Below are 17,596 nucleotides of genomic sequence, written 5' to 3' on the forward strand. Positions count from 1 at the left end.
CGATATCGCACCACGGAAGGCAATCTCATCCGGTGATGGGGCCGGGCTTCAAACCCGGTGGGGGGCGTCAGACGCTCTCCTGTAAGTTCGACTCCTACTGCCTTCCGCCATTTCTCTCCGCCTCCCGCGCTCCGACCCAGGCGGGGAAACTACGTAGATACGTCCTGAACAAATTGCGTGTAAAATTACATTAAAGAAACAGATATTGTCAATAATAAAATATTTAATCTGTTGTGAACTGGTCGCATAGACCTGCTTTAATGTAAGGAAGCACAATGATTTTTTCCAAGATGAAGGTCGGCAAGCGGCTGGCTGTCGGCTTCGGCGCCGCCCTGTTGCTGTTGCTGACCATCTCCGTCGCCAGTGAACTGACCATCCGCAGCATCGCCGCCGACACCTCCAACCTGCTCGAACAGCAATTGCAGACCGAACGCCTGGTCACCGAGTGGAAAGGCATCATCGAGGCGAACGTGCAACGCGCCCAGGCCGCCGCCAAGACCAGCGATCCCGAGGCGCAGAAATTCTTCGAGGACGGCATCGCCCGCGCGTCCAAGCGGGTGGCCGGAGCGCAGGAGCAAATCGGCAAGCTGCTGATCGACCCGCGCGCCAAGGAGTTGTTCGCCAAAGCGCTGGAAAACCGCGCGATCTACCAAGGCCACCGCAAGGCGGCGTTCGACGCCAAGGCGCAGGGCGACATCGAGAAGACCAACGCCATCATCGCGCAACAATTCGTGCCTGCCGGCGATGTCTACGTCGGCAGCATCGAGGCGCTCGCCGATCGCCAGAAAGCCTCCATCGACGAAATCGGCAACGGCATCCAGCGGCGCAGCGAAGCGGCCGTCATCACCATCCTGATCCTGTCGGTTGCCTCGATCGCCGTGGCGCTGCTACTGGGCTGGTTGATCACGCGTTCGCTGCTGACCCAGCTCGGTGGCGAACCCGATTACGCGGCCGGCATCACCGACCGCATCGCCGCCGGCGACCTGACGGTGGACGTCGTGCTGCGCGCCAATGACCGCTCCAGCCTGCTGTTCAGCATCGCCACGATGCGCGACCGGCTGGCCGCCATCGTCGGCGAAGTGCGCAGCACCACCGACGCCGTCGCCACCGCGTCGAACGAGATCGCCAGCGGCAATATGGACCTGTCGACGCGCACCGAACAGCAGGCGGGCTCGCTGGAGGAGACCGCCTCGTCGATGGAGGAGCTGACCTCGACCGTCAAGCAAAACACCGACCACGCCCGCCAGGCCAACCAGCTGGCGGCCAGCGCCGCCTCGGTGGCGGTGCGCGGCGGCGGCGTGGTGGCCGAGGTGGTGACGACGATGGATTCGATCAGCGCCTCGTCGCGCCGCATCGTCGACATCATCGGCGTCATCGACGGCATCGCTTTCCAGACCAATATTCTGGCGCTGAACGCGGCGGTGGAAGCGGCCCGCGCCGGCGAGCAAGGCCGTGGCTTCGCCGTGGTGGCGTCGGAAGTGCGCAACCTGGCGCAACGCTCGGCCAGCGCGGCCAAGGACATCAAGCAACTGATCGGCGACTCGGTCGGCAAGATCGACGACGGCGCCAGGCTGGTCGGCCAGGCCGGCGACACGATGACGGAGATCGTCGCCAGCGTGCAGCGCGTCAGCGACATCATGGGACAGATCGCCACCGCCAGCGGCGAGCAGGAGGCCGGCATCGAGCAGATCAACCAGGCCATCGTCGAGATGGACGGCGTGACGCAGCAAAACGCGGCGCTGGTGGAACAGGCGGCGGCCGCCGCCGATGCCTTGCAAGGCCAGTCCGGCCATCTGGCGCAACTGGTCAGCATGTTCAAGCTGGACGCTGGGCCCGCGCGTGGGCAAGCGCTGGCCTTGCGCTGATTCCCACTTTCAAGATGTCTCCAGCGCAAGAAAACTGGCACAATACGCCATCATTTACCTGGGGACATACATGAAACACATCGCTCCGCGCGCCTTCGCCATCGCCATGGCGTTCGCGTCGTATGCCGCGCACGCCGCCGCACCTTCCGTGGCAGCAGAAAAACTTTATCAGGCCAACTGCGCCTCCTGCCACGGCGTCAAAATGGAAGGCGGTATCGGTCCGACCCTGGGCAAGCACGCTTGGCTGCACGGCGAGCCGACCAAGGCCAACCTGATCAAGGTGATCAGCAAGGGCGTGCCGGAAAAGAACATGCCGGCCTGGTCGCCAGCGCTGAGCGCGCCGCAGATCGCACTGCTGGCCGACTACATCGCCGCCGGCGCCAACAAGCCGATCCTTGCCACTGCCGCGACCACTGTGGCCGCCGCCGCGCCGGCAGCCGCCGCCAAGGCCGCCCCGGACGGTATCGACCTGAGCGGTTTCAAATTGCCCAAAGGCTTTCGCATCAGCGTCTATGCCAGCCAGGTCGACGCCGCGCGCAGCATGGCCGTGTCCGACAGCGGCATCGTCTATGTCGGCTCGCGCAAGGCCGGCAAGGTGTACGCGCTGGTGCCGCGCGGCGACAAGCAGACGGCCGAAGTGGTCACCATCGCTTCCGGCCTGGAAAATCCGATCGGCGTTACCTTGCTCAACGGCGCGCTGTATGTCGGCGAGATCAGCCGCGTGATCCGCTTCGACAATATCGACAAGCGCTACGCGCAAAAACCCTCTTACGAAGTGGTCAAGGTCGACCTGCCGGACGACAAATGGCACGGCGAAAAGGTCATCAAGGCCGGCCCGGACGGCAAGCTGTACATTCCGGTGGGCGCCCCCTGCAACATCTGCGACACCGACGACACCAAGCACGCCAAAATCTACCGCATGAACGCCGACGGCAGCGGGCTGGAGGAGTATGCACGCGGCATCCGCAATACCGTCGGCTTCGCCTTCCATCCGACCACCAAGGCCTTGTGGTTCACCGATAACGGCGCCGATCAACTGGGCGACAACAGCCCCTCGTGCGAACTGAACATCGCGCCCAAGGCCGGGCTGCATTTCGGCTTCCCGTACTGCCACGGCGGCGTGGTGCCGGACGCGACCTTCAAGGGCCGCGCCTGCGAGGAGTTCGTCGAGCCGGTCGCCAAGCTGGGGCCGCACGTCGCGCCGCTGGGCTTGACGTTCTACACCGGCAAGCAGTTCCCCGAGGCGTACCGCAACAACGTCTACGTCGCCGAGCACGGCTCGTGGAACCGCACCACCAAGAGCGGCTACAGCGTGCGCCTGATCACGCTGTACGGCAGCAAGGTCGTCAGCGATACCGCGTTCATCGACGGCTTCCTGCGCGGCGAGGAAGTGGTGGCGCGGCCGGTCGACGTGGTCACCCTGGCCGACGGCTCGATGCTGGTGTCGGACGATCATGGCGGGCGCGTGTTCCGCGTGACGTACGACAGCAAGTGATTCATGAACGCGCTCCAAGGTTCCGGGAGCGCGTTCCGCCAACAGGTGGCGCGGTTCTCTCTTCTCCCGAATAATCCGCTCCCGTCTCAGGCATAAAATCCGTAGAAAGAATCTGTTCCACCGTCCAAGGCAATTCATCCGGCAGGATGAGGTCATGCGTATCTTCGTACGCTTTGACTTTTGCATAGCGGTAGGTTTGCCGCACCCATGCGGTGTCCGTCAGCAAGGGTTTTAGCCCCGGACCTTTAATAAGATCCTGCTGGATCGCGGCGCGCTGCTCACGAATCGTATAGACCCAGCTGTGGCCTCGCATATCCTGCTGATATGCCCATTTCAGCAGGTGTGCGATCAACAACGCGAGCCGGTTTTGCAATTCCCTCTTTTCACTTTTGCCCACATCCTCGATCTCCTCGGCAATGTTGTCGATGTCCAGCTCCGACCACCTGCCCGTGCGCAGCAACGCCGCCTGCTGCTCGGCCCAGGCGACAACATCCTCGTCGTAAAGCGTGCCCATAACTTCTCCTCCAACCGCGTGCACCAGGTTGGACAGGCACCATGATCAAAAGTTCAAGACGAAAAAAAACCGCGCCATGTGCAAGCACGCGGCGCGGTTTTTAGCGAACTAGTCCGAGATTAGTTCGCCGCGGCGGCCGCTTCTTCAGCGGCTGCTTTCATCGACAGCTTCAGGCGGCCGCGGTCGTCGGTTTCCAGAACCTTGACGCGCACTGCCTGGCCTTCTTTCAGGTAGTCGGCGACGGCGTTGACGCGCTCGTTGGCGATTTGCGAGATGTGCAGCAGACCATCCTTGCCTGGCATGACCTGGACGATCGCGCCGAAGTCCAGCAGCTTCAACACCACGCCGTCGTAGGTCTTGCCCACTTCGACCGAGGCGGTCAGCTCTTCGATGCGACGCTTGGCTTCCTGGCCGGCGGCGGCGTCGACGGAGGCGATGGTGACCACGCCTTCGTCGCTGATGTCGATCTGCGTGCCGGTCTCTTCGGTCAGCGCGCGGATGACGGCGCCGCCCTTGCCGATGACGTCGCGGATCTTCTCAGGATTGATCTTGATGGTGATCAGGCGCGGCGCGAAATCGGACAGTTCCGTTTTCACGTGCGGCATGGCTTTTTGCATTTCGCCCAGGATGTGCTCGCGGCCTTCCTTGGCTTGCGCCAGCGCCACTTGCATGATTTCCTTGGTGATGCCCATGATCTTAATGTCCATCTGCAGCGCGGTGATACCGTTGCGGGTACCGGCGACCTTGAAGTCCATGTCGCCCAGGTGATCTTCATCGCCCAGGATGTCCGACAGCACGGCGAACTTGCCGCCTTCTTTAATCAGGCCCATCGCGATACCGGCGACGTGCTCTTTCATCGGCACGCCGGCGTCCATCAGCGCCAGGCAGCCGCCGCAGACCGAAGCCATCGACGACGAACCGTTCGATTCGGTGATTTCCGACACCAGGCGTACGGAGTAGCTGAACTCTTCCGGTGCCGGCAGCGCGGCGATCAGCGCGCGCTTGGCCAGACGGCCGTGACCGATTTCGCGGCGCTTAGGCGTGCCGACGCGGCCGGTTTCACCGGTGGCGAACGGTGGCATGTTGTAGTGCAGCATGAAGGAGTCGGTGAACTCGCCCATCAGCGCGTCGATCTTCTGGCTGTCGCGGGCGGTGCCCAAGGTGGCGACGACCAGCGCCTGCGTTTCACCGCGGGTGAACAGGGCCGAGCCGTGGGTGCGTGGCAGCACCGAGGTGCGGATCGAGATCGGACGCACGGTGCGGGTGTCGCGGCCGTCGATGCGTGGCTCGCCGTCCAGGATCTGGGTGCGGACGATTTTCGCTTCGATGTCGAACAGGATGTTGTTCACTTCGGCCGAATCGATCGGCGCGGCGCCGGCGGCGGCGGCGGCGGCCTCAGCCGACAGGTCGGCCAGCACTTCGCTGGTGGCGGCCTTGAGCTTGGCGGTGCGCTCCTGCTTGTCTTTGGTCTGGTACGCTTCGTTGATCTTGCTGGCGGCGAAATGCGCCACGCGGCCGATCAGCGCTTCGTTTTTCGCTGGTGGAACCCATTCGACTTCCGGCTTGCCGCCGTCGCGCACCAGTTCGTGGATCGCGTCGATGACAGCTTTCATTTCGGTGTGGCCGAAGACCACGGCGCCGAGCATGATTTCTTCGGACAGCTGCTGGGCTTCCGATTCAACCATCAGCACGGCCGTTTCGGTACCGGCGACAACCAGATCCATCTGCGAGGTCTTCAGTTGTTCGACGGTCGGGTTCAGGATGTACTGGCCGTTGGCGTAGCCGACGCGCGCGGCGCCGACCGGGCCGTTGAATGGCACGCCCGACACGCACAGGGCGGCCGATGCGCCGATCATGGCGGCGATGTCCGGATCGATCTCAGGGTTGACCGACAGCACGTGAATGATGACCTGCACTTCGTTCAGGTAGCCTTCAGGGAACAGCGGACGGATAGGACGGTCGATCAGACGGGACGTCAGCGTTTCTTTTTCCGAAGGACGGCCTTCGCGCTTGAAGAAACCGCCCGGGATTTTACCGGCAGCGTAGGTTTTTTCGACGTAATCGACGGTCAGCGGGAAGAAATCCTGACCTGGCTTGGCATCCTTGCGTGCCACAACCGTTGCCAGCACGACGGTGTCTTCGATCGACACCATCACCGCGCCGGATGCCTGGCGAGCGATTTCGCCGGTTTCCAGCGTGACGGTGTGTTGGCCGTACTGGAAGGTTTTCGTAACTTTGTTAAACATGGGTAATCCCTTTCTATTTGCCGACAGATTTTCAGGGGCTGTCGTTCACCTCACCACAGACGGCATACCCGCCGTCTTTGCTACACCTACACTTGCTAAAACATAGGACCACGTGGGGCGGATTAGGCGGAACGCCTTAATCGGCCATGCTTCTGCCGCTGGCGGCTCGCCCTACGTGTATCCGGGGATTCCATGCCGCGTTGCCAAGATGGGGTTCCATCTGGCAAGTTTTTACCCGCGAAAATGACAAAATGCCCGCGACAGACAAACTGGCGCAGGCATTTCGATTAAGCCGGATGACGCAAATATTACTTACGCAGACCCAGTTTGGCGATCAGATCGCGATAACGGGTTGCATCTTTGCCCTTCAGGTACGACAGCAGGCTCTTACGACGGTTAACCATCATAATCAGACCACGACGGGAGTGGTGATCCTTGCTGTGGGCCTTGAAGTGGCCGTTCAGTTCATTGATGCGTGCGGTCAGCAGTGCAACTTGCACTTCTGGCGAGCCGGTGTCTTTTTGACCACGGGCGTTGTCCGCGATGATCGCGGCTTTGTTGATGTTTTCTACGGTCATGATATTTACCTTTAACATGCGGTGCGCGGAGTCTGAACCCTGCACACCGTGAACTTCAAAAAAAACCGGTCCGAAGACCAGACCCGAAAGTATAGCGGAAAAAGCGCCGCGTGTATCCCGGCTTGGCTACAATTTGTCAACTTCCCTCCTCTTTTTGGAGCTGCGCGATGAAAAAACTGTTCTTTTTGGTAATGTTTTGCGGCGCATTGACCGGATGCGCCAATATGTTCGGCCCGCCGCCGGCGCCGGGCGACAGCGCCCAGGCGGTCCAATCCAAGCTGGGCCGGCCCACCGGCGTCTACAAAAACGGGCCCGACACGATGCTCGAATACGCGATGGGACCGCTCGGCCAGTACACATGGATGGCGCGCATCGGCCCGGACGATCGACTGGTCTCTTACGAGCAGGTGCTGACGAACGCCAAGTTCGGCACCATCAAGATCGGCCGGGACACCAAGGACAGCGTGCTGGGCATCCTGGGCCGGCCGTCCAAGCAGGTGCGCTATTACAGTGTCGATGGCGACGTCTGGCAATACCGCTACAAGGAAAGCGATGTGTGGAACTCGCTGATGGACGTGCAGTTCGACCGCAACGGCGTGGTGCAAGCCTTGGTCAACGGGCCCGACGAGGAACGCGAACCGCGCTGGCTGCGTTGACGCGTCCGGTAGGAGCAGTCCCACGCGCAGTTTGGCAGTGCGCCGACGTGAAATATTTTTCGTGGTTGCTATGATTTCCCTATATCAAAACGCAACCCACTTCGGAGAATTCATGTCTTTACGTACGCCTTCCGCACGCCACGCTATTTATGCAGCCTCGCTTATCGCGCTGACCACCGCGACCGCGATGGCCTGGGCGGAACCATCGCCGGCGCTGGACCGTGCCAGCCTGTCCGTCGGCGCTTTCTATACCGAACCGCGCATCAAGGTCGAGGGCGACACCAATTATGGTCGCATCGATACCGGCACCTATAAGTCCGACAATGTGACTTTGCCACGCGCCAAGGCCAGCGTGCTGATCGGCGACTCGCACGGTTTCGACTTCGATTACTACCGCTACGACAAAGAGTACAACCCGAGCCTGAGCGGCAGCACCAATATCGATGGTTTGCCGCTGACCGGCACCGGCAAGCTGAATGCGAAGCTGAAGCTGGATCTGGCCAATGTCGCCTACAAGTGGTGGCTGGGCAGCGGCGCGGATGTGTTTGGCGTGGGTGTGGGCGCGGCCTACTACCGCGCGCGCATCGACGGCACCGCGAACGGCGTGTTGAATGGCGTCAGCGGCAATGCGCGCTATTCGGAGAACGAGAGCGCCTATGCGCCGCTGGTGGAACTGGGCTGGCGCCATCAGTTCTCGCCGCAGTTGCGCATGTATGCGGATGCCAACGGCATTAAAAAGAATGGCGGCAGCATCAACGGCCATATCTACGGCGGCGCCGTTGGGCTGGAATGGTATGTGACGCCGATGGTGGGCGTGGTGGCCGAGTACAGCGCGTCGAAGATCAGCCTGCGTCGAGAGCGCGATGACCTGGCGGTGAATATCCGGTTGAACGGACCTGCGGCTTATCTCAAGGTGCGCTTTTAAGGTGCTGGATGCGTCGCGCGGATTTACGTAGGGCGGATTAGCGTAGCGTAATCGGCCATGCGTGCGCCGCCGGGACGCATGCATGGCCGATTACGGCGTTCCGCCTAATCCGCCCTACGTGGAACATGTGTCATTCAACATTTCGATTTACCGGACAGCCCGGCCAGGCGGCATCGCCGCTGGCCGGCATTTTACGCCAGCGCCGCGCGCACTTGCGCGGCGCTTGGTATCGGCGCGACGGCGCCATGGCCTTGCGTCGACAACGCGGCGCTGACGTTGGCGTACCTTACCGCATAGCCCAGCGCATCCCCCGCCGCCAGGCGCGCCAGCAGGCTGCCATCGAAACAATCCCCCGCGCCGGTGGCATCCACCGCTTGCACCGGATAGCCCGCGGCCAATCGCGGCGCTTCGCCCTCGCCCGCGTACCATGCGCCCTTGGGTCCCGTCTTCAGCACCACCGATCGCGCCCCTTGCGCGCGGCACCACGCGAACATCGTCTCCACATCGTCCGTTCCGGCCAGCGCCACCGCCTCGTCCAGACTAGGCATGAACAGATCGGTCATGCCGATGGTGGCGCACATGATGGCGCGCGCACGCGCCAGGGGCCACAGCGACAGGCGCAGGTTCGGATCGAAGCTGACCTTTACCCCGGCACGGCGCGCGATATCGATCGCGGCGAACACCGTGTCGCAGGCGCTGGCCGATATCGCCTGCGAGATCCCCGACACATGCAGCCAGCGCGCCGATTCGACCAGGCCCAGATCCATCGTGCGCGGCTGCATGCGGCTGGCCGCCGAGCCGGCGCGAAGATAGCTGAACGCGTGGCCATCGGGACCATGCGTGACGAAATACAGGCCGGTGGGCGCGTCGGCATCGCGCGCGACGGCGCTGACATCGACACCCTCGGCCCGCCACAAATCGAGCAGCATCCCGCCGAACGCGTCCTCACCGACGCGTGTCAGATACGCGGTACGCGCACCCTGCCGGCTGGCGGCGATCACCGCGTTCGAGGTGTCGCCGCCAAAGCCCTGGCGGTAGTTTGCTTCGCCAGGCGTGGCCTGGTTGAACTCCACCATGGCCTCGCCCAATGCCACGATATCAAAACTCTTATCAAAATCTTTTGCCACTCAAAACCTCATGGTTGCGGGTTGACGCGCTCGATCTTCGAGTGCAGTTTATTCAACGCCGACAAATAAGCCTTGGCCGAGGCGACGATGATGTCCGGATCGGCGCCGACGCCGTTGACGATGCGCCCCTCCTTCGACAGCCGCATCGTCACCTCGCCCTGCGACTGGGTGCCGGTGCTGATGGCGTTGACCGAGAACAGCACCAGTTCGGCGCCGCTGCCGACTTCCGATTCGATGGCGTTGACGGTGGCGTCCACCGGGCCGTCGCCCTTGCCTTCGGAGGTGCGCTCGTCGCCGTCGATGAAGAACACCACCTTGGCGCTCGGCGTCTCGCCGGTGTTCGATTGCTGCGACAGGGACACGAATCGATAAAACTCGCTTTCCTGCGACTGCTGCTCGTCCGAGACCAGCGCCAGGATATCCTCGTCGAAAATGTCGGACTTGCGGTCGGCCAGTTCCTTGAAGCGGATGAAGGCGGCGTTCACTTCCGCCTCCGATTCCAGGTCGATGCCCAGCTCCTGCAAGCGCTGCTTGAAGGCGTTGCGGCCGGACAGTTTGCCAAGCACGATCTTGGTGGCGGCCCAGCCGACATCCTCAGCGCGCATGATCTCGTAGGTCTCGCGTGACTTGAGCATGCCGTCCTGGTGGATGCCCGAGGCGTGCGCGAAGGCGTTGGCGCCCACCACGGCCTTGTTGGGCTGCACGGCGAAGCCGGTGATCTGCGACACCATCTTCGACGCCGCCACTATCTGCGTGGTATCGATGCCGACTTCCAGGTTGTAGTAACCGCCGCGCGTGCGCAGCGCCATCACCACCTCCTCCAGCGCTGTGTTGCCGGCGCGCTCACCGAGGCCGTTGATGGTGCACTCGATCTGACGCGCGCCGCCTATCATCACGCCGGCCAGCGAATTGGCCACCGCCAGCCCAAGGTCGTTGTGGCAGTGGACCGACCACACGGCCTTGTCGGAGTTGGGAATGCGCTCGCGCAGGCGGCGGATGGTTTCGCCGAAAATCTCCGGCACGGCGTAGCCGACGGTGTCCGGGAAGTTGATCGTGGTCGCGCCTTCGGCGATCACGCCTTCCAGCACGCGGCACAGGAAATCCTCGTCCGAGCGGCTGCCGTCCTCCGGGCTGAATTCGATGTCGTCGGTGTGCTGGCGCGCGAAGCGCACCGCGTTGCGGGCCTGCTCCAGCACCTGGTCGGGCAGCATGCGCAGCTTCATCTCCATGTGCAGATTGGAAGTGGCGATGAAGGTGTGGATGCGTTTGCGCTCGGCCGGCGCCAGCGCCTCGGCGGCGCGCGCGATATCGCGGTCGTTGGCGCGCGAGAGCGAGCAGATGGTCGATTCGCGCACCACCGAGGCGATCGCCTTGATGGATTCGAAGTCACCCTGCGAGGCGGCGGCGAAGCCGGCTTCGATGACATCCACCCGCAGGCGCTCGAGCTGCTTGGCGATGCGGACCTTCTCGTCCTTGGTCATCGACGCGCCGGGCGATTGCTCGCCGTCGCGCAGGGTGGTGTCGAAGATGATCAGGCGGTTGGATGAGTTGTTCATAATAGCTCCGTTGCTGTGGCTGCGTTGCTTGAAAATGCTCAGGGCCTGCCGCCCATGTGTTGAGGACCCGGGTTAGTGGCGCTCGCTCGGATCGTCGCTATCGATCTCGGTCTGGATCAGGCTCACCGGCTTGCCCTTCGCAAGCCGCCATACCAGCACCGCGTAGCCGGACAGGCCATAGGCGATAAAGATCGGGAACAGCACCTTGGGCGGATCGATCGACACCAGCGCGAACACCAGCGCGATCAGGAACACGGCGATAAACGGCACCGACTTGCGGAAGTTGACGTCCTTGAAGCTGTAGAACGGCACATTGGTCACCATCGACAGGCCGGCGAAGACGGCGATGCCCCACGAGATCCAGCGCAGTTCCAGGCCGGAGACCTCCTGGTCGACCATCAGCAGGATGAAGCCCGCCACCAGCGCGGCGGCAGACGGCGACGGCAATCCCTGGAAGAAGCGCTTGTCTACCACCTCGATATTGGTGTTGAAACGGGCCAGGCGCAGCGCGGCGCCGGCGCAGTAGACGAAGGCGGCGATCCAGCCCAGCTTACCGAGGCCGCGCAGCGACCACTCGTAGATCACCAACGCCGGCGCGGCGCCGAAGGAGACCATGTCCGACAGGCTGTCGTATTGAGCGCCGAATTCGCTTTGGGTGTTGGTCAGGCGAGCCACGCGGCCGTCAAGCCCGTCGAGCACCATGGCGATGAAGATCGCCCAGGCCGAGTGTTCGAACTTCTGGTTCATCGCCATGACGATGGCGTAGAAGCCGCAGAACAGCGCGGCGGTGGTGAAGGCGTTCGGCAGCAGGTAAATCCCCCGATGACGCGGCTTGTCGAGGCCCTCGCCCCTGGCGCGGCGCGCAAAACGGCTGAAACGCGACGTCTTGGGCAGTTTGGCTTGGGCGGCGACGTTTTTAGCGCGGCGGCGGGGAAAATTCGGCATAGGGTTCCATTCTCATTATGTGGTCTTGCTGCGCCATCATTATAGAGGAGCCGACAATAAAAAAGGGGGATGGCACCCCATCCCCCTATTCTGCACAAGTTTGCTTATTTGAAGCGCACTTTGCCGACGAGACGCATCTGCAAGGTGGTTTCGCCCGGCTCGAAACTGGGTTCGGCCACGGCCTGCTCGCTCCTGCGCAACATCATCGGCGCCGGAGCGCTCGCGTAGGCGGTCACATTGTTGCCACCATAATTGCCGGAGCCCTCGAAATCGACGGTGTCGAGCACGGCGTCGCCGACCTTGCGGCCCATCGCTGCGGCGATCGAATTGATCCGTTCGGTCAGGTTGGCGTAGGTGGCGGCGATGCGTTGCTCGTCGAGCTTGCGGGTGGTTTCCGGCGCCAGGCCGAAGCGCACACCGTTGAGCGCCAGCACGCTTTGCGCGGCGGCCACCGTTTTCGGCAAGGTCGCCAGCGTGGTGGTGGTCGCCTGCAGCGACTGGCCGACGCGCCAGGCCGTCGGCACGCGCGGTTTGGACGGCCGGACCGGCTGTCCGGCCGGCACCGGCGGCTCCTCCGGATAGACCGGATAGGTGTAGTAGCCGTGGGTTTTGAGCTTGGCCTGCGGGTCTTCCCGCTTGACGATATCGGTGCCCTGCTTCATCTTCTGGTTGACCTTGGAGGCCGCCACCGCCTTGTCCTTGTCGACCTCCTCGACGCTGAAGGTGACGATCGCCTGGTCGTTGACGTGCGTGACCTCGCCGGAGGCCGGCACCACCACCAGGGTACCGGCGGTGGGCAGGGATTCCGGCGCGGCGTGCGCGGCCAAAGCGAAGGTGGCGGCCACGGCGGCCGCGAGGTGTTTCAGGTGGGTCATCGATCGATCTCCGAAGTTAATGGAAAAGCAAGCTCGACTTTACCTGAAACGTTTCCCCGTCGCGGATTTACTTGAAGCGCACCTTGCCGACAAGTTGCATCTGCAAAGTAGTCTCGCCCGGCTCGAAACTCGGCTCGGCAACTTCGGCGCTGTCAGCCATCTTGGCGCGCATCATCATCGGCGCCGGCGCCTGGGCGCGTTCCTGCGCGTAATTGCCCGAGCCTTCGAAATCGACCGTGTCGAGCACGGCGTCGCCGACCTTGCGGCCCATGGCGTTGGCGATCGAGTTGATGCGCTCGTTCAGGTTTTTATAGGTCGCGGCGATGCGCTCGTCGTCCAGTTTTTTGGTGGTTTCCGGCGTCAGGCCGAACTGCAGGCCATTCAAGGTCAGCACCTTCTGCGCGGCGGCCACGGTTTTCGGCAGCTTGTCGAGGTTGGTGGTGGTCACTTCCAGATACTGGCCCACGCGCCAGGCGGTCGGCACGCGCTGCTTCGGCATTTGGCCGTTCGGCAGCGGACGGTCTTCCGGGTAGACGGGATAGGTGTAGTAGCCCTGGGTTTTGAGCTTGGCTTGCGGATCGGCCGCCTTGACGATGTCGAGGCCCTGCTTCATCTTCTGGTTGACGCGCGAGGCGGCGGCGGCCTTGTCCTTGTCCTGCTCTTCGATCGCCAGGGTGGCAACGACTTGATCGTTGGCGTGTTTGACTTCGCCGTAGGCCGGCACCACCACCAGCGTGCCGGTGGTAGGCAGCGTATCGGCCGGCGCGGCGTGGGCGGCGAGCGCGAAGGAGACGGCAGCGGCTGCGGCGAGATTTTTCATGACGGTCATTGCGGACTCCAAAGTTGAGATTACGACAAGGCGAACTTTACCCGAAATTACACGTTGTACTTGTAAGACATGGTGACTCTTTGTAACATTGCCACGCAACTAAGTGGGTGTGCTAGAGTTTGTTCCGGAAATGACAACATGGAGAGACGGATGCTGGCGGCAAGGAATTGGATCGCGGTAAGTGGCGCGTGCTTGCCGCGTCATCCGGTAGTAAGGGGATTGAGTCTTTCGCTTGTCAGCGTGCCCCTTGGATGCCTCGCGATGGGAATTCTTCACCTGACATTTTCTGAAGACGTATTAGGTGGTGCGGCCGGGCAGGCGTTGATCGGAAAACCGGGCTGGTACATTTTCCTCGCCGCCGTCATGTTGGCGCCTTTGTTCGAGACCATCTTCGGGCAGCTCTTGCCGATCGAATTGGGGCGTCGGATTGGCGTGAGCGGCCAGGTGTGCATCTTGATCAGCGCGGTGCTATTTAGCCTCGCGCACTTGTACAGCGGCGGCATCGCCAGTGCCGTTGCGACCTTCATCGGCGGCAGCATTCTCGCCTACGCCTATGTGTCGGTGCGCGAGCGTGGCGTCGGCGCGAGCTACATGGCTGCGTTCAGTGCCCATGCGGCCCACAACGCCCTGCTCTTTTATGTGATAGTTCCGTTGTTTTAATAACAGGACAAACATGTCATACCCGTATTTAAGTGACGTTGTGAGGGATGTCACCGGCTACAACCTGCCGCTGCCGCTGGCGACGTTCGGCTTGTTCGTGGCGCTCGGCGCGCTGGTCGCCGGCGGATGCTTCCGCGCGGAGTTGCAGCGCCTTTACCAGGCCGGCCGCATCGGACCGGCGCAACGGCGCGGTGTGGCCGTGCCGCCGCAGGAAGTGGTCAGCGACTTCATGGTGGTGGTGCTGATCGCCGGCGTGATCGGTGCGCGGCTGTTCCACATCCTTGAACACACCGGCCAGTTCATGGCCGATCCGATGAGCATGATCTTCACGCGCTCGGGGCTGAGTATTTTCGGCGGGCTGATCGCCGGCACCCTGGCCGGCATGGCCTGCGTGCGGCGCTGGCGGCTGCCGGTGCGCCCGCTGCTCGACGCGGCGGCGCCCGCCATGATGATCGGCTACGCTGTCGGACGTATCGGCTGCCAGGTGTCGGGCGACGGCGACTGGGGCACTGTGGCGAACATGGCGCTCAAGCCGGAATGGTTGCCGACGTGGTTTTGGGCGCAAACCTACGACAACAACATCTTCGGCGAAGTGCTCGCCGCGCCGGGGGTGTATCCGGCGCCGATTTATGAAACGGCGATGGCGACGGTGTGCTTCCTGATCTTGTGGGCGCTGCGGCGCCATCCGTTCCGCACCGGCTGGCTGTTTTCCGTGTACCTGATGCTGGCCGGCGTGGAGCGCTTGCTGATCGAGCAAATCCGCGTCAATCCGGTGTTCGACGTGCTCGGCGTGCGGGCCACGCAGGCCGAGGTGATCGCCGTCGTGCTGATCGTGCTGGGACTGGTAGGCGCGGTGCTGCTCGGTCAACGGCAAACCGATGACGGCAAGCTGCTCAATCCGAGCTGAGACAGAGGAAGCGCATATGTGGTTTAGCCACCCCAAACCCTTCATCACCAAAGCGGTCGCCATGCAAATGGCCGAGCAGAACAAGCTGCCGCCTCCGGAGACGACGACCATCACGGTCGATCATGAGGACGTGTCCATTCCCGAGTTGAGTCAGCGAGCAGACCCGGCGGCCGGCGATGCCGCGCCGATCCGCATCAACGTCACGCTGCGGCTGCGTGAATATCTTGATTTCCGCTGGGCGAGTAACCGGTCGCGCAAAAAAAGGATGCGCCTACCCGATACGGTGGCCGGCGCGCTGTGGTACTACCTGCGCGTGCGCCATGCGGCCGCGAGCGCCATTGACATCGATGAGCAACAGATCAAACGAACCGGCGCCGGCGGCACCTCGGTCTGGAGCTGGCGCGACGTGCGCGAGGTCCGCCCCTACCCCACCGGCTATTTGCTGCGCCTGGCGGACACGTCGATGCCCATCCCCTACCGCCTGTTGAGCGTCGATCAGCGCGCCCGCTTCAGGGCGATGATCCGGAGGTAACGATGGCGCTGGATTTCATCGGCGAAGTACTGGTACGGATAGGCATCGAAGTGTTTTGCTATGGCACCGGACGTGTCGTCATTCCGTTGCTGTCCCTGGGCACGGCGCGCGTCGAAAAGTGGAACGCGCGCCGATACATCACAACGTCCAAATTGTGGTGGCGCGAGGACGGGAAAGTGGTGATTGGCGACGAGGCCACCGCATTCGTCGGTGTCGTATTTTGGATCGCTGTCATCGTAGCGGTTTGCGTAATCATGTGAATCCCTTAAACGCAAAAAAGCCGGCTCGCGCCGGCTTTTTCGTGAAGAAGAAAAACTTAATTCTTCGACTGGTCGACCATCTTGTTCTTGGCGATCCAAGGCATCATCGCGCGCAGTTTCGCGCCGACTTCTTCGATCGGGTGCTCGGCGGTCAGACGGCGACGCGAGATCAGGGTCGGCGCGCCGGCCTTGTTTTCCAGGATGAAGGACTTGGCGTATTCGCCGGTCTGGATGTCCTTCAGGCACTGGCGCATCGCGTCCTTGGTGGCCGACGTCACAACCTTCGGACCGGTCACGTACTCGCCGTATTCGGCGTTGTTCGAGATCGAGTAGTTCATGTTGGCGATGCCGCCTTCATAGATCAGGTCGACGATCAGCTTCAGTTCGTGCAGGCACTCGAAGTACGCCATTTCCGGAGCGTAACCGGCTTCGGTCAGGGTTTCGAAACCGGCTTTGATCAGCTCGACGGCGCCGCCACACAGAACCGCTTGTTCGCCGAACAGGTCGGTCTCGGTTTCTTCGCGGAAGTTGGTTTCGATGATGCCGGCGCGGCCGCCGCCGTTGGCCGATGCGTACGACAGGGCGATGTCACGGGCGATGCCGGACTTGTCCTGGTACACGGCGACCAGGTGCGGCACGCCGCCACCCTGGGTGTAGGTGGCGCGCACGGTGTGGCCAGGGGCCTTCGGCGCGACCATGATCACGTCCAGGTCGGCGCGTGGCACGACTTGGCCGTAGTGCACGTTGAAGCCGTGGGCGAAGGCCAGCACGGCGCCCTGCTTGGCGTTAGGCGCGACGTTTTCGTTGTAAACCTGGGCGATGTTCTCGTCCGGCAGCAAGATCATGATGACGTCGGCGGCCTTGATGGCGTCGTTCACTTCAGCGACTTTCAGGCCGGCTTTTTCGACCTTGTTCCACGAGGCGCCGCCCTTGCGCAGGCCGACGGTCACGTTGACGCCGGAATCGCTCAGATTCTGTGCGTGCGCGTGGCCCTGCGAGCCGTAGCCGATGATGGCAACGTTTTTGCCCTTGATCAGGGAGATGTCGGCGTCTTTGTCGTAGAAAACTTTCATGATAATTCCTTAGTAATAATTTTTAATGTTGGGGTGTCGGCGGGCCTCGCGGCCATGCCAATTAAACTTTGAGGATGCGTTCGCCGCGTCCGATGCCGGAACCGCCGGTACGTACCGTCTCCAGGATGGAGGCGCGGTCGATCGAGTCGATGAACGCGTCGAGCTTGCTCTTGGCGCCGGTCAGTTCGATCGTGTAGGTCTTCTCGGTGACGTCGATGATGCGGCCGCGGAAGATGTCCGCCGTCCGTTTCATCTCTTCCCGTTCCTTGCCGACCGCGCGCACCTTGATGAGCATGAGCTCGCGTTCGATGTGCTGACCCTCGGTCAGGTCCACCACCTTCACCACCTCGATCAGGCGGTTCAGGTGCTTGGTGATCTGCTCGATGATGTCGTCCGAGCCGCTGGTGACGATGGTCATGCGCGACAGGGTCGGATCTTCGGTCGGGGCCACGGTCAACGTTTCGATGTTGTAGCCGCGCGCCGAGAACAGCCCGACGACGCGGGACAGCGCGCCGGCTTCGTTTTCCAGCAATACAGAGATAATGTGTCGCAT

General features: G+C 62.4%; 18 protein-coding genes and 1 tRNA gene. 9 read left to right on the forward strand and 10 right to left on the reverse strand.

The genetic code is table 11. The features are described from left to right. Positions 1 to 14: 14 nt before the first annotated feature. The 3 genes from AC07P1_RS01240 to AC07P1_RS01250 all read left to right on the forward strand — a co-directional run bounded on the left by AC07P1_RS01240 (position 15) and on the right by AC07P1_RS01250 (position 3,360). Positions 15 to 110, forward strand: a tRNA-Sec gene (locus AC07P1_RS01240). Positions 111 to 275: 165 nt separating this feature from the next. Then, entirely contained in the window at positions 276 to 1,865 is a 1,590-nt protein-coding gene (locus tag AC07P1_RS01245) for a methyl-accepting chemotaxis protein (RefSeq protein ID WP_494694131.1), read from the forward strand. 70 nt (positions 1,866 to 1,935) lie between these two features. After that, positions 1,936 to 3,360 carry a c-type cytochrome gene (locus tag AC07P1_RS01250; protein ID WP_494694132.1) on the forward strand — a complete coding sequence of 475 codons (1,425 nt, stop codon included), beginning with the start codon at positions 1,936 to 1,938 and terminating at the stop codon, positions 3,358 to 3,360. A gap of 1 nt (position 3,361) precedes the next feature. On the opposite strand, the gene AC07P1_RS01255 is transcribed toward AC07P1_RS01250, so the two are convergent. From AC07P1_RS01255 to rpsO, 3 genes are all read right to left on the reverse strand, one after another. Further along, on the reverse strand, positions 3,362 to 3,874 hold the full coding sequence (locus tag AC07P1_RS01255; protein ID WP_494694133.1) for a DUF29 domain-containing protein: 513 nt from the start codon (positions 3,872 to 3,874) through the stop codon (positions 3,362 to 3,364). A gap of 119 nt (positions 3,875 to 3,993) precedes the next feature. After that, positions 3,994 to 6,120, reverse strand: coding sequence for a polyribonucleotide nucleotidyltransferase (gene pnp / locus AC07P1_RS01260; RefSeq protein ID WP_494694134.1), 2,127 nt, complete (start codon positions 6,118 to 6,120; stop codon positions 3,994 to 3,996). A 308-nt stretch (positions 6,121 to 6,428) separates the two neighbouring features. Further along, positions 6,429 to 6,698 (reverse strand): 30S ribosomal protein S15, encoded by a 270-nt coding sequence (rpsO, locus tag AC07P1_RS01265; protein ID WP_008450438.1) that lies wholly within the window; start codon positions 6,696 to 6,698, stop codon positions 6,429 to 6,431. A gap of 167 nt (positions 6,699 to 6,865) precedes the next feature. Here rpsO and bamE point away from each other — a divergent pair, with 167 nt between their 5' ends. Together bamE and AC07P1_RS01275 are read left to right on the forward strand one after the other, a co-directional pair. Further along, on the forward strand, positions 6,866 to 7,354 hold the full coding sequence (bamE, locus tag AC07P1_RS01270) for an outer membrane protein assembly factor BamE domain-containing protein (RefSeq protein ID WP_494694135.1): 489 nt from the start codon (positions 6,866 to 6,868) through the stop codon (positions 7,352 to 7,354). Positions 7,355 to 7,466: 112 nt separating this feature from the next. Further along, positions 7,467 to 8,279 carry a porin family protein gene (locus AC07P1_RS01275; RefSeq protein ID WP_494694136.1) on the forward strand — a complete coding sequence of 271 codons (813 nt, stop codon included), beginning with the start codon at positions 7,467 to 7,469 and terminating at the stop codon, positions 8,277 to 8,279. Positions 8,280 to 8,470: 191 nt separating this feature from the next. On the opposite strand, the gene AC07P1_RS01280 is transcribed toward AC07P1_RS01275, so the two are convergent. From AC07P1_RS01280 to AC07P1_RS01300, 5 genes are all read right to left on the reverse strand, one after another. Next, positions 8,471 to 9,406 carry a sugar kinase gene (locus AC07P1_RS01280; protein WP_494694137.1) on the reverse strand — a complete coding sequence of 312 codons (936 nt, stop codon included), beginning with the start codon at positions 9,404 to 9,406 and terminating at the stop codon, positions 8,471 to 8,473. A gap of 8 nt (positions 9,407 to 9,414) precedes the next feature. After that, positions 9,415 to 10,962 carry a 2-isopropylmalate synthase gene (locus AC07P1_RS01285; protein ID WP_494694138.1) on the reverse strand — a complete coding sequence of 516 codons (1,548 nt, stop codon included), beginning with the start codon at positions 10,960 to 10,962 and terminating at the stop codon, positions 9,415 to 9,417. 72 nt (positions 10,963 to 11,034) lie between these two features. Continuing rightward, the gene (pssA, locus tag AC07P1_RS01290) at positions 11,035 to 11,907 is read right to left on the reverse strand and encodes a CDP-diacylglycerol--serine O-phosphatidyltransferase (protein ID WP_494694139.1); all 873 of its coding nucleotides are present in this window, start codon (positions 11,905 to 11,907) and stop codon (positions 11,035 to 11,037) included. Between the two features lie 104 nt (positions 11,908 to 12,011). Continuing rightward, the gene (locus tag AC07P1_RS01295) at positions 12,012 to 12,782 is read right to left on the reverse strand and encodes an SIMPL domain-containing protein (protein WP_494694140.1); all 771 of its coding nucleotides are present in this window, start codon (positions 12,780 to 12,782) and stop codon (positions 12,012 to 12,014) included. A 67-nt stretch (positions 12,783 to 12,849) separates the two neighbouring features. Further along, a complete protein-coding gene (locus AC07P1_RS01300) occupies positions 12,850 to 13,611 on the reverse strand; it encodes an SIMPL domain-containing protein (RefSeq protein WP_494694141.1) in 762 nt (253 codons plus the stop codon). 261 nt (positions 13,612 to 13,872) lie between these two features. Between AC07P1_RS01300 and AC07P1_RS01305 the strand changes: the two genes are divergently transcribed. Genes AC07P1_RS01305 through AC07P1_RS01320 form a run of 4 tightly spaced genes read left to right on the forward strand, consistent with a single transcriptional unit; the run spans position 13,873 to position 15,970 of the window. After that, entirely contained in the window at positions 13,873 to 14,271 is a 399-nt protein-coding gene (locus AC07P1_RS01305; RefSeq protein ID WP_494694142.1) for a CPBP family glutamic-type intramembrane protease, read from the forward strand. Positions 14,272 to 14,311: 40 nt separating this feature from the next. Beyond that, a complete protein-coding gene (locus AC07P1_RS01310) occupies positions 14,312 to 15,178 on the forward strand; it encodes a prolipoprotein diacylglyceryl transferase (protein WP_494694143.1) in 867 nt (288 codons plus the stop codon). A gap of 16 nt (positions 15,179 to 15,194) precedes the next feature. After that, positions 15,195 to 15,710, forward strand: a complete 516-nt coding sequence (locus AC07P1_RS01315) for a YcxB family protein (protein ID WP_494694144.1) — start codon at positions 15,195 to 15,197, stop codon at positions 15,708 to 15,710. Positions 15,711 to 15,712: 2 nt separating this feature from the next. Then, positions 15,713 to 15,970, forward strand: coding sequence for a hypothetical protein (locus AC07P1_RS01320; RefSeq protein ID WP_494694145.1), 258 nt, complete (start codon positions 15,713 to 15,715; stop codon positions 15,968 to 15,970). A gap of 56 nt (positions 15,971 to 16,026) precedes the next feature. Here AC07P1_RS01320 and ilvC read toward each other — a convergent pair whose 3' ends face one another. Together ilvC and ilvN are read right to left on the reverse strand one after the other, a co-directional pair. Then, positions 16,027 to 17,043 carry a ketol-acid reductoisomerase gene (gene ilvC / locus AC07P1_RS01325; protein ID WP_090314506.1) on the reverse strand — a complete coding sequence of 339 codons (1,017 nt, stop codon included), beginning with the start codon at positions 17,041 to 17,043 and terminating at the stop codon, positions 16,027 to 16,029. 61 nt (positions 17,044 to 17,104) lie between these two features. Beyond that, positions 17,105 to 17,596: an acetolactate synthase small subunit gene (gene ilvN, locus AC07P1_RS01330; RefSeq protein ID WP_090314507.1), complete on the reverse strand. Its 492-nt coding sequence runs from the start codon at positions 17,594 to 17,596 to the stop codon at positions 17,105 to 17,107.

Source organism: Duganella sp. GW821-FHT07F09 (assembly GCF_059418705.1).

Coding starts and splice junctions, on each gene's coding strand:
- AC07P1_RS01245 (WP_494694131.1), top strand. CDS start 276: ATGATTTTTTCCAAGATGAAGGTCGGCAAGCGGCTGGCTGTCGGCTTC.
- AC07P1_RS01250 (WP_494694132.1), top strand. CDS start 1,936: ATGAAACACATCGCTCCGCGCGCCTTCGCCATCGCCATGGCGTTCGCG.
- AC07P1_RS01255 (WP_494694133.1), bottom strand. CDS start 3,874: ATGGGCACGCTTTACGACGAGGATGTTGTCGCCTGGGCCGAGCAGCAG.
- pnp (WP_494694134.1), bottom strand. CDS start 6,120: ATGTTTAACAAAGTTACGAAAACCTTCCAGTACGGCCAACACACCGTC.
- rpsO (WP_008450438.1), bottom strand. CDS start 6,698: ATGACCGTAGAAAACATCAACAAAGCCGCGATCATCGCGGACAACGCC.
- bamE (WP_494694135.1), top strand. CDS start 6,866: ATGAAAAAACTGTTCTTTTTGGTAATGTTTTGCGGCGCATTGACCGGA.
- AC07P1_RS01275 (WP_494694136.1), top strand. CDS start 7,467: ATGTCTTTACGTACGCCTTCCGCACGCCACGCTATTTATGCAGCCTCG.
- AC07P1_RS01285 (WP_494694138.1), bottom strand. CDS start 10,962: ATGAACAACTCATCCAACCGCCTGATCATCTTCGACACCACCCTGCGC.
- pssA (WP_494694139.1), bottom strand. CDS start 11,907: ATGCCGAATTTTCCCCGCCGCCGCGCTAAAAACGTCGCCGCCCAAGCC.
- AC07P1_RS01295 (WP_494694140.1), bottom strand. CDS start 12,782: ATGACCCACCTGAAACACCTCGCGGCCGCCGTGGCCGCCACCTTCGCT.
- AC07P1_RS01300 (WP_494694141.1), bottom strand. CDS start 13,611: ATGACCGTCATGAAAAATCTCGCCGCAGCCGCTGCCGTCTCCTTCGCG.
- AC07P1_RS01305 (WP_494694142.1), top strand. CDS start 13,873: ATGGGAATTCTTCACCTGACATTTTCTGAAGACGTATTAGGTGGTGCG.
- AC07P1_RS01315 (WP_494694144.1), top strand. CDS start 15,195: ATGTGGTTTAGCCACCCCAAACCCTTCATCACCAAAGCGGTCGCCATG.
- AC07P1_RS01320 (WP_494694145.1), top strand. CDS start 15,713: ATGGCGCTGGATTTCATCGGCGAAGTACTGGTACGGATAGGCATCGAA.
- ilvC (WP_090314506.1), bottom strand. CDS start 17,043: ATGAAAGTTTTCTACGACAAAGACGCCGACATCTCCCTGATCAAGGGC.
- ilvN (WP_090314507.1), bottom strand. CDS start 17,596: ATGCGACACATTATCTCTGTATTGCTGGAAAACGAAGCCGGCGCGCTG.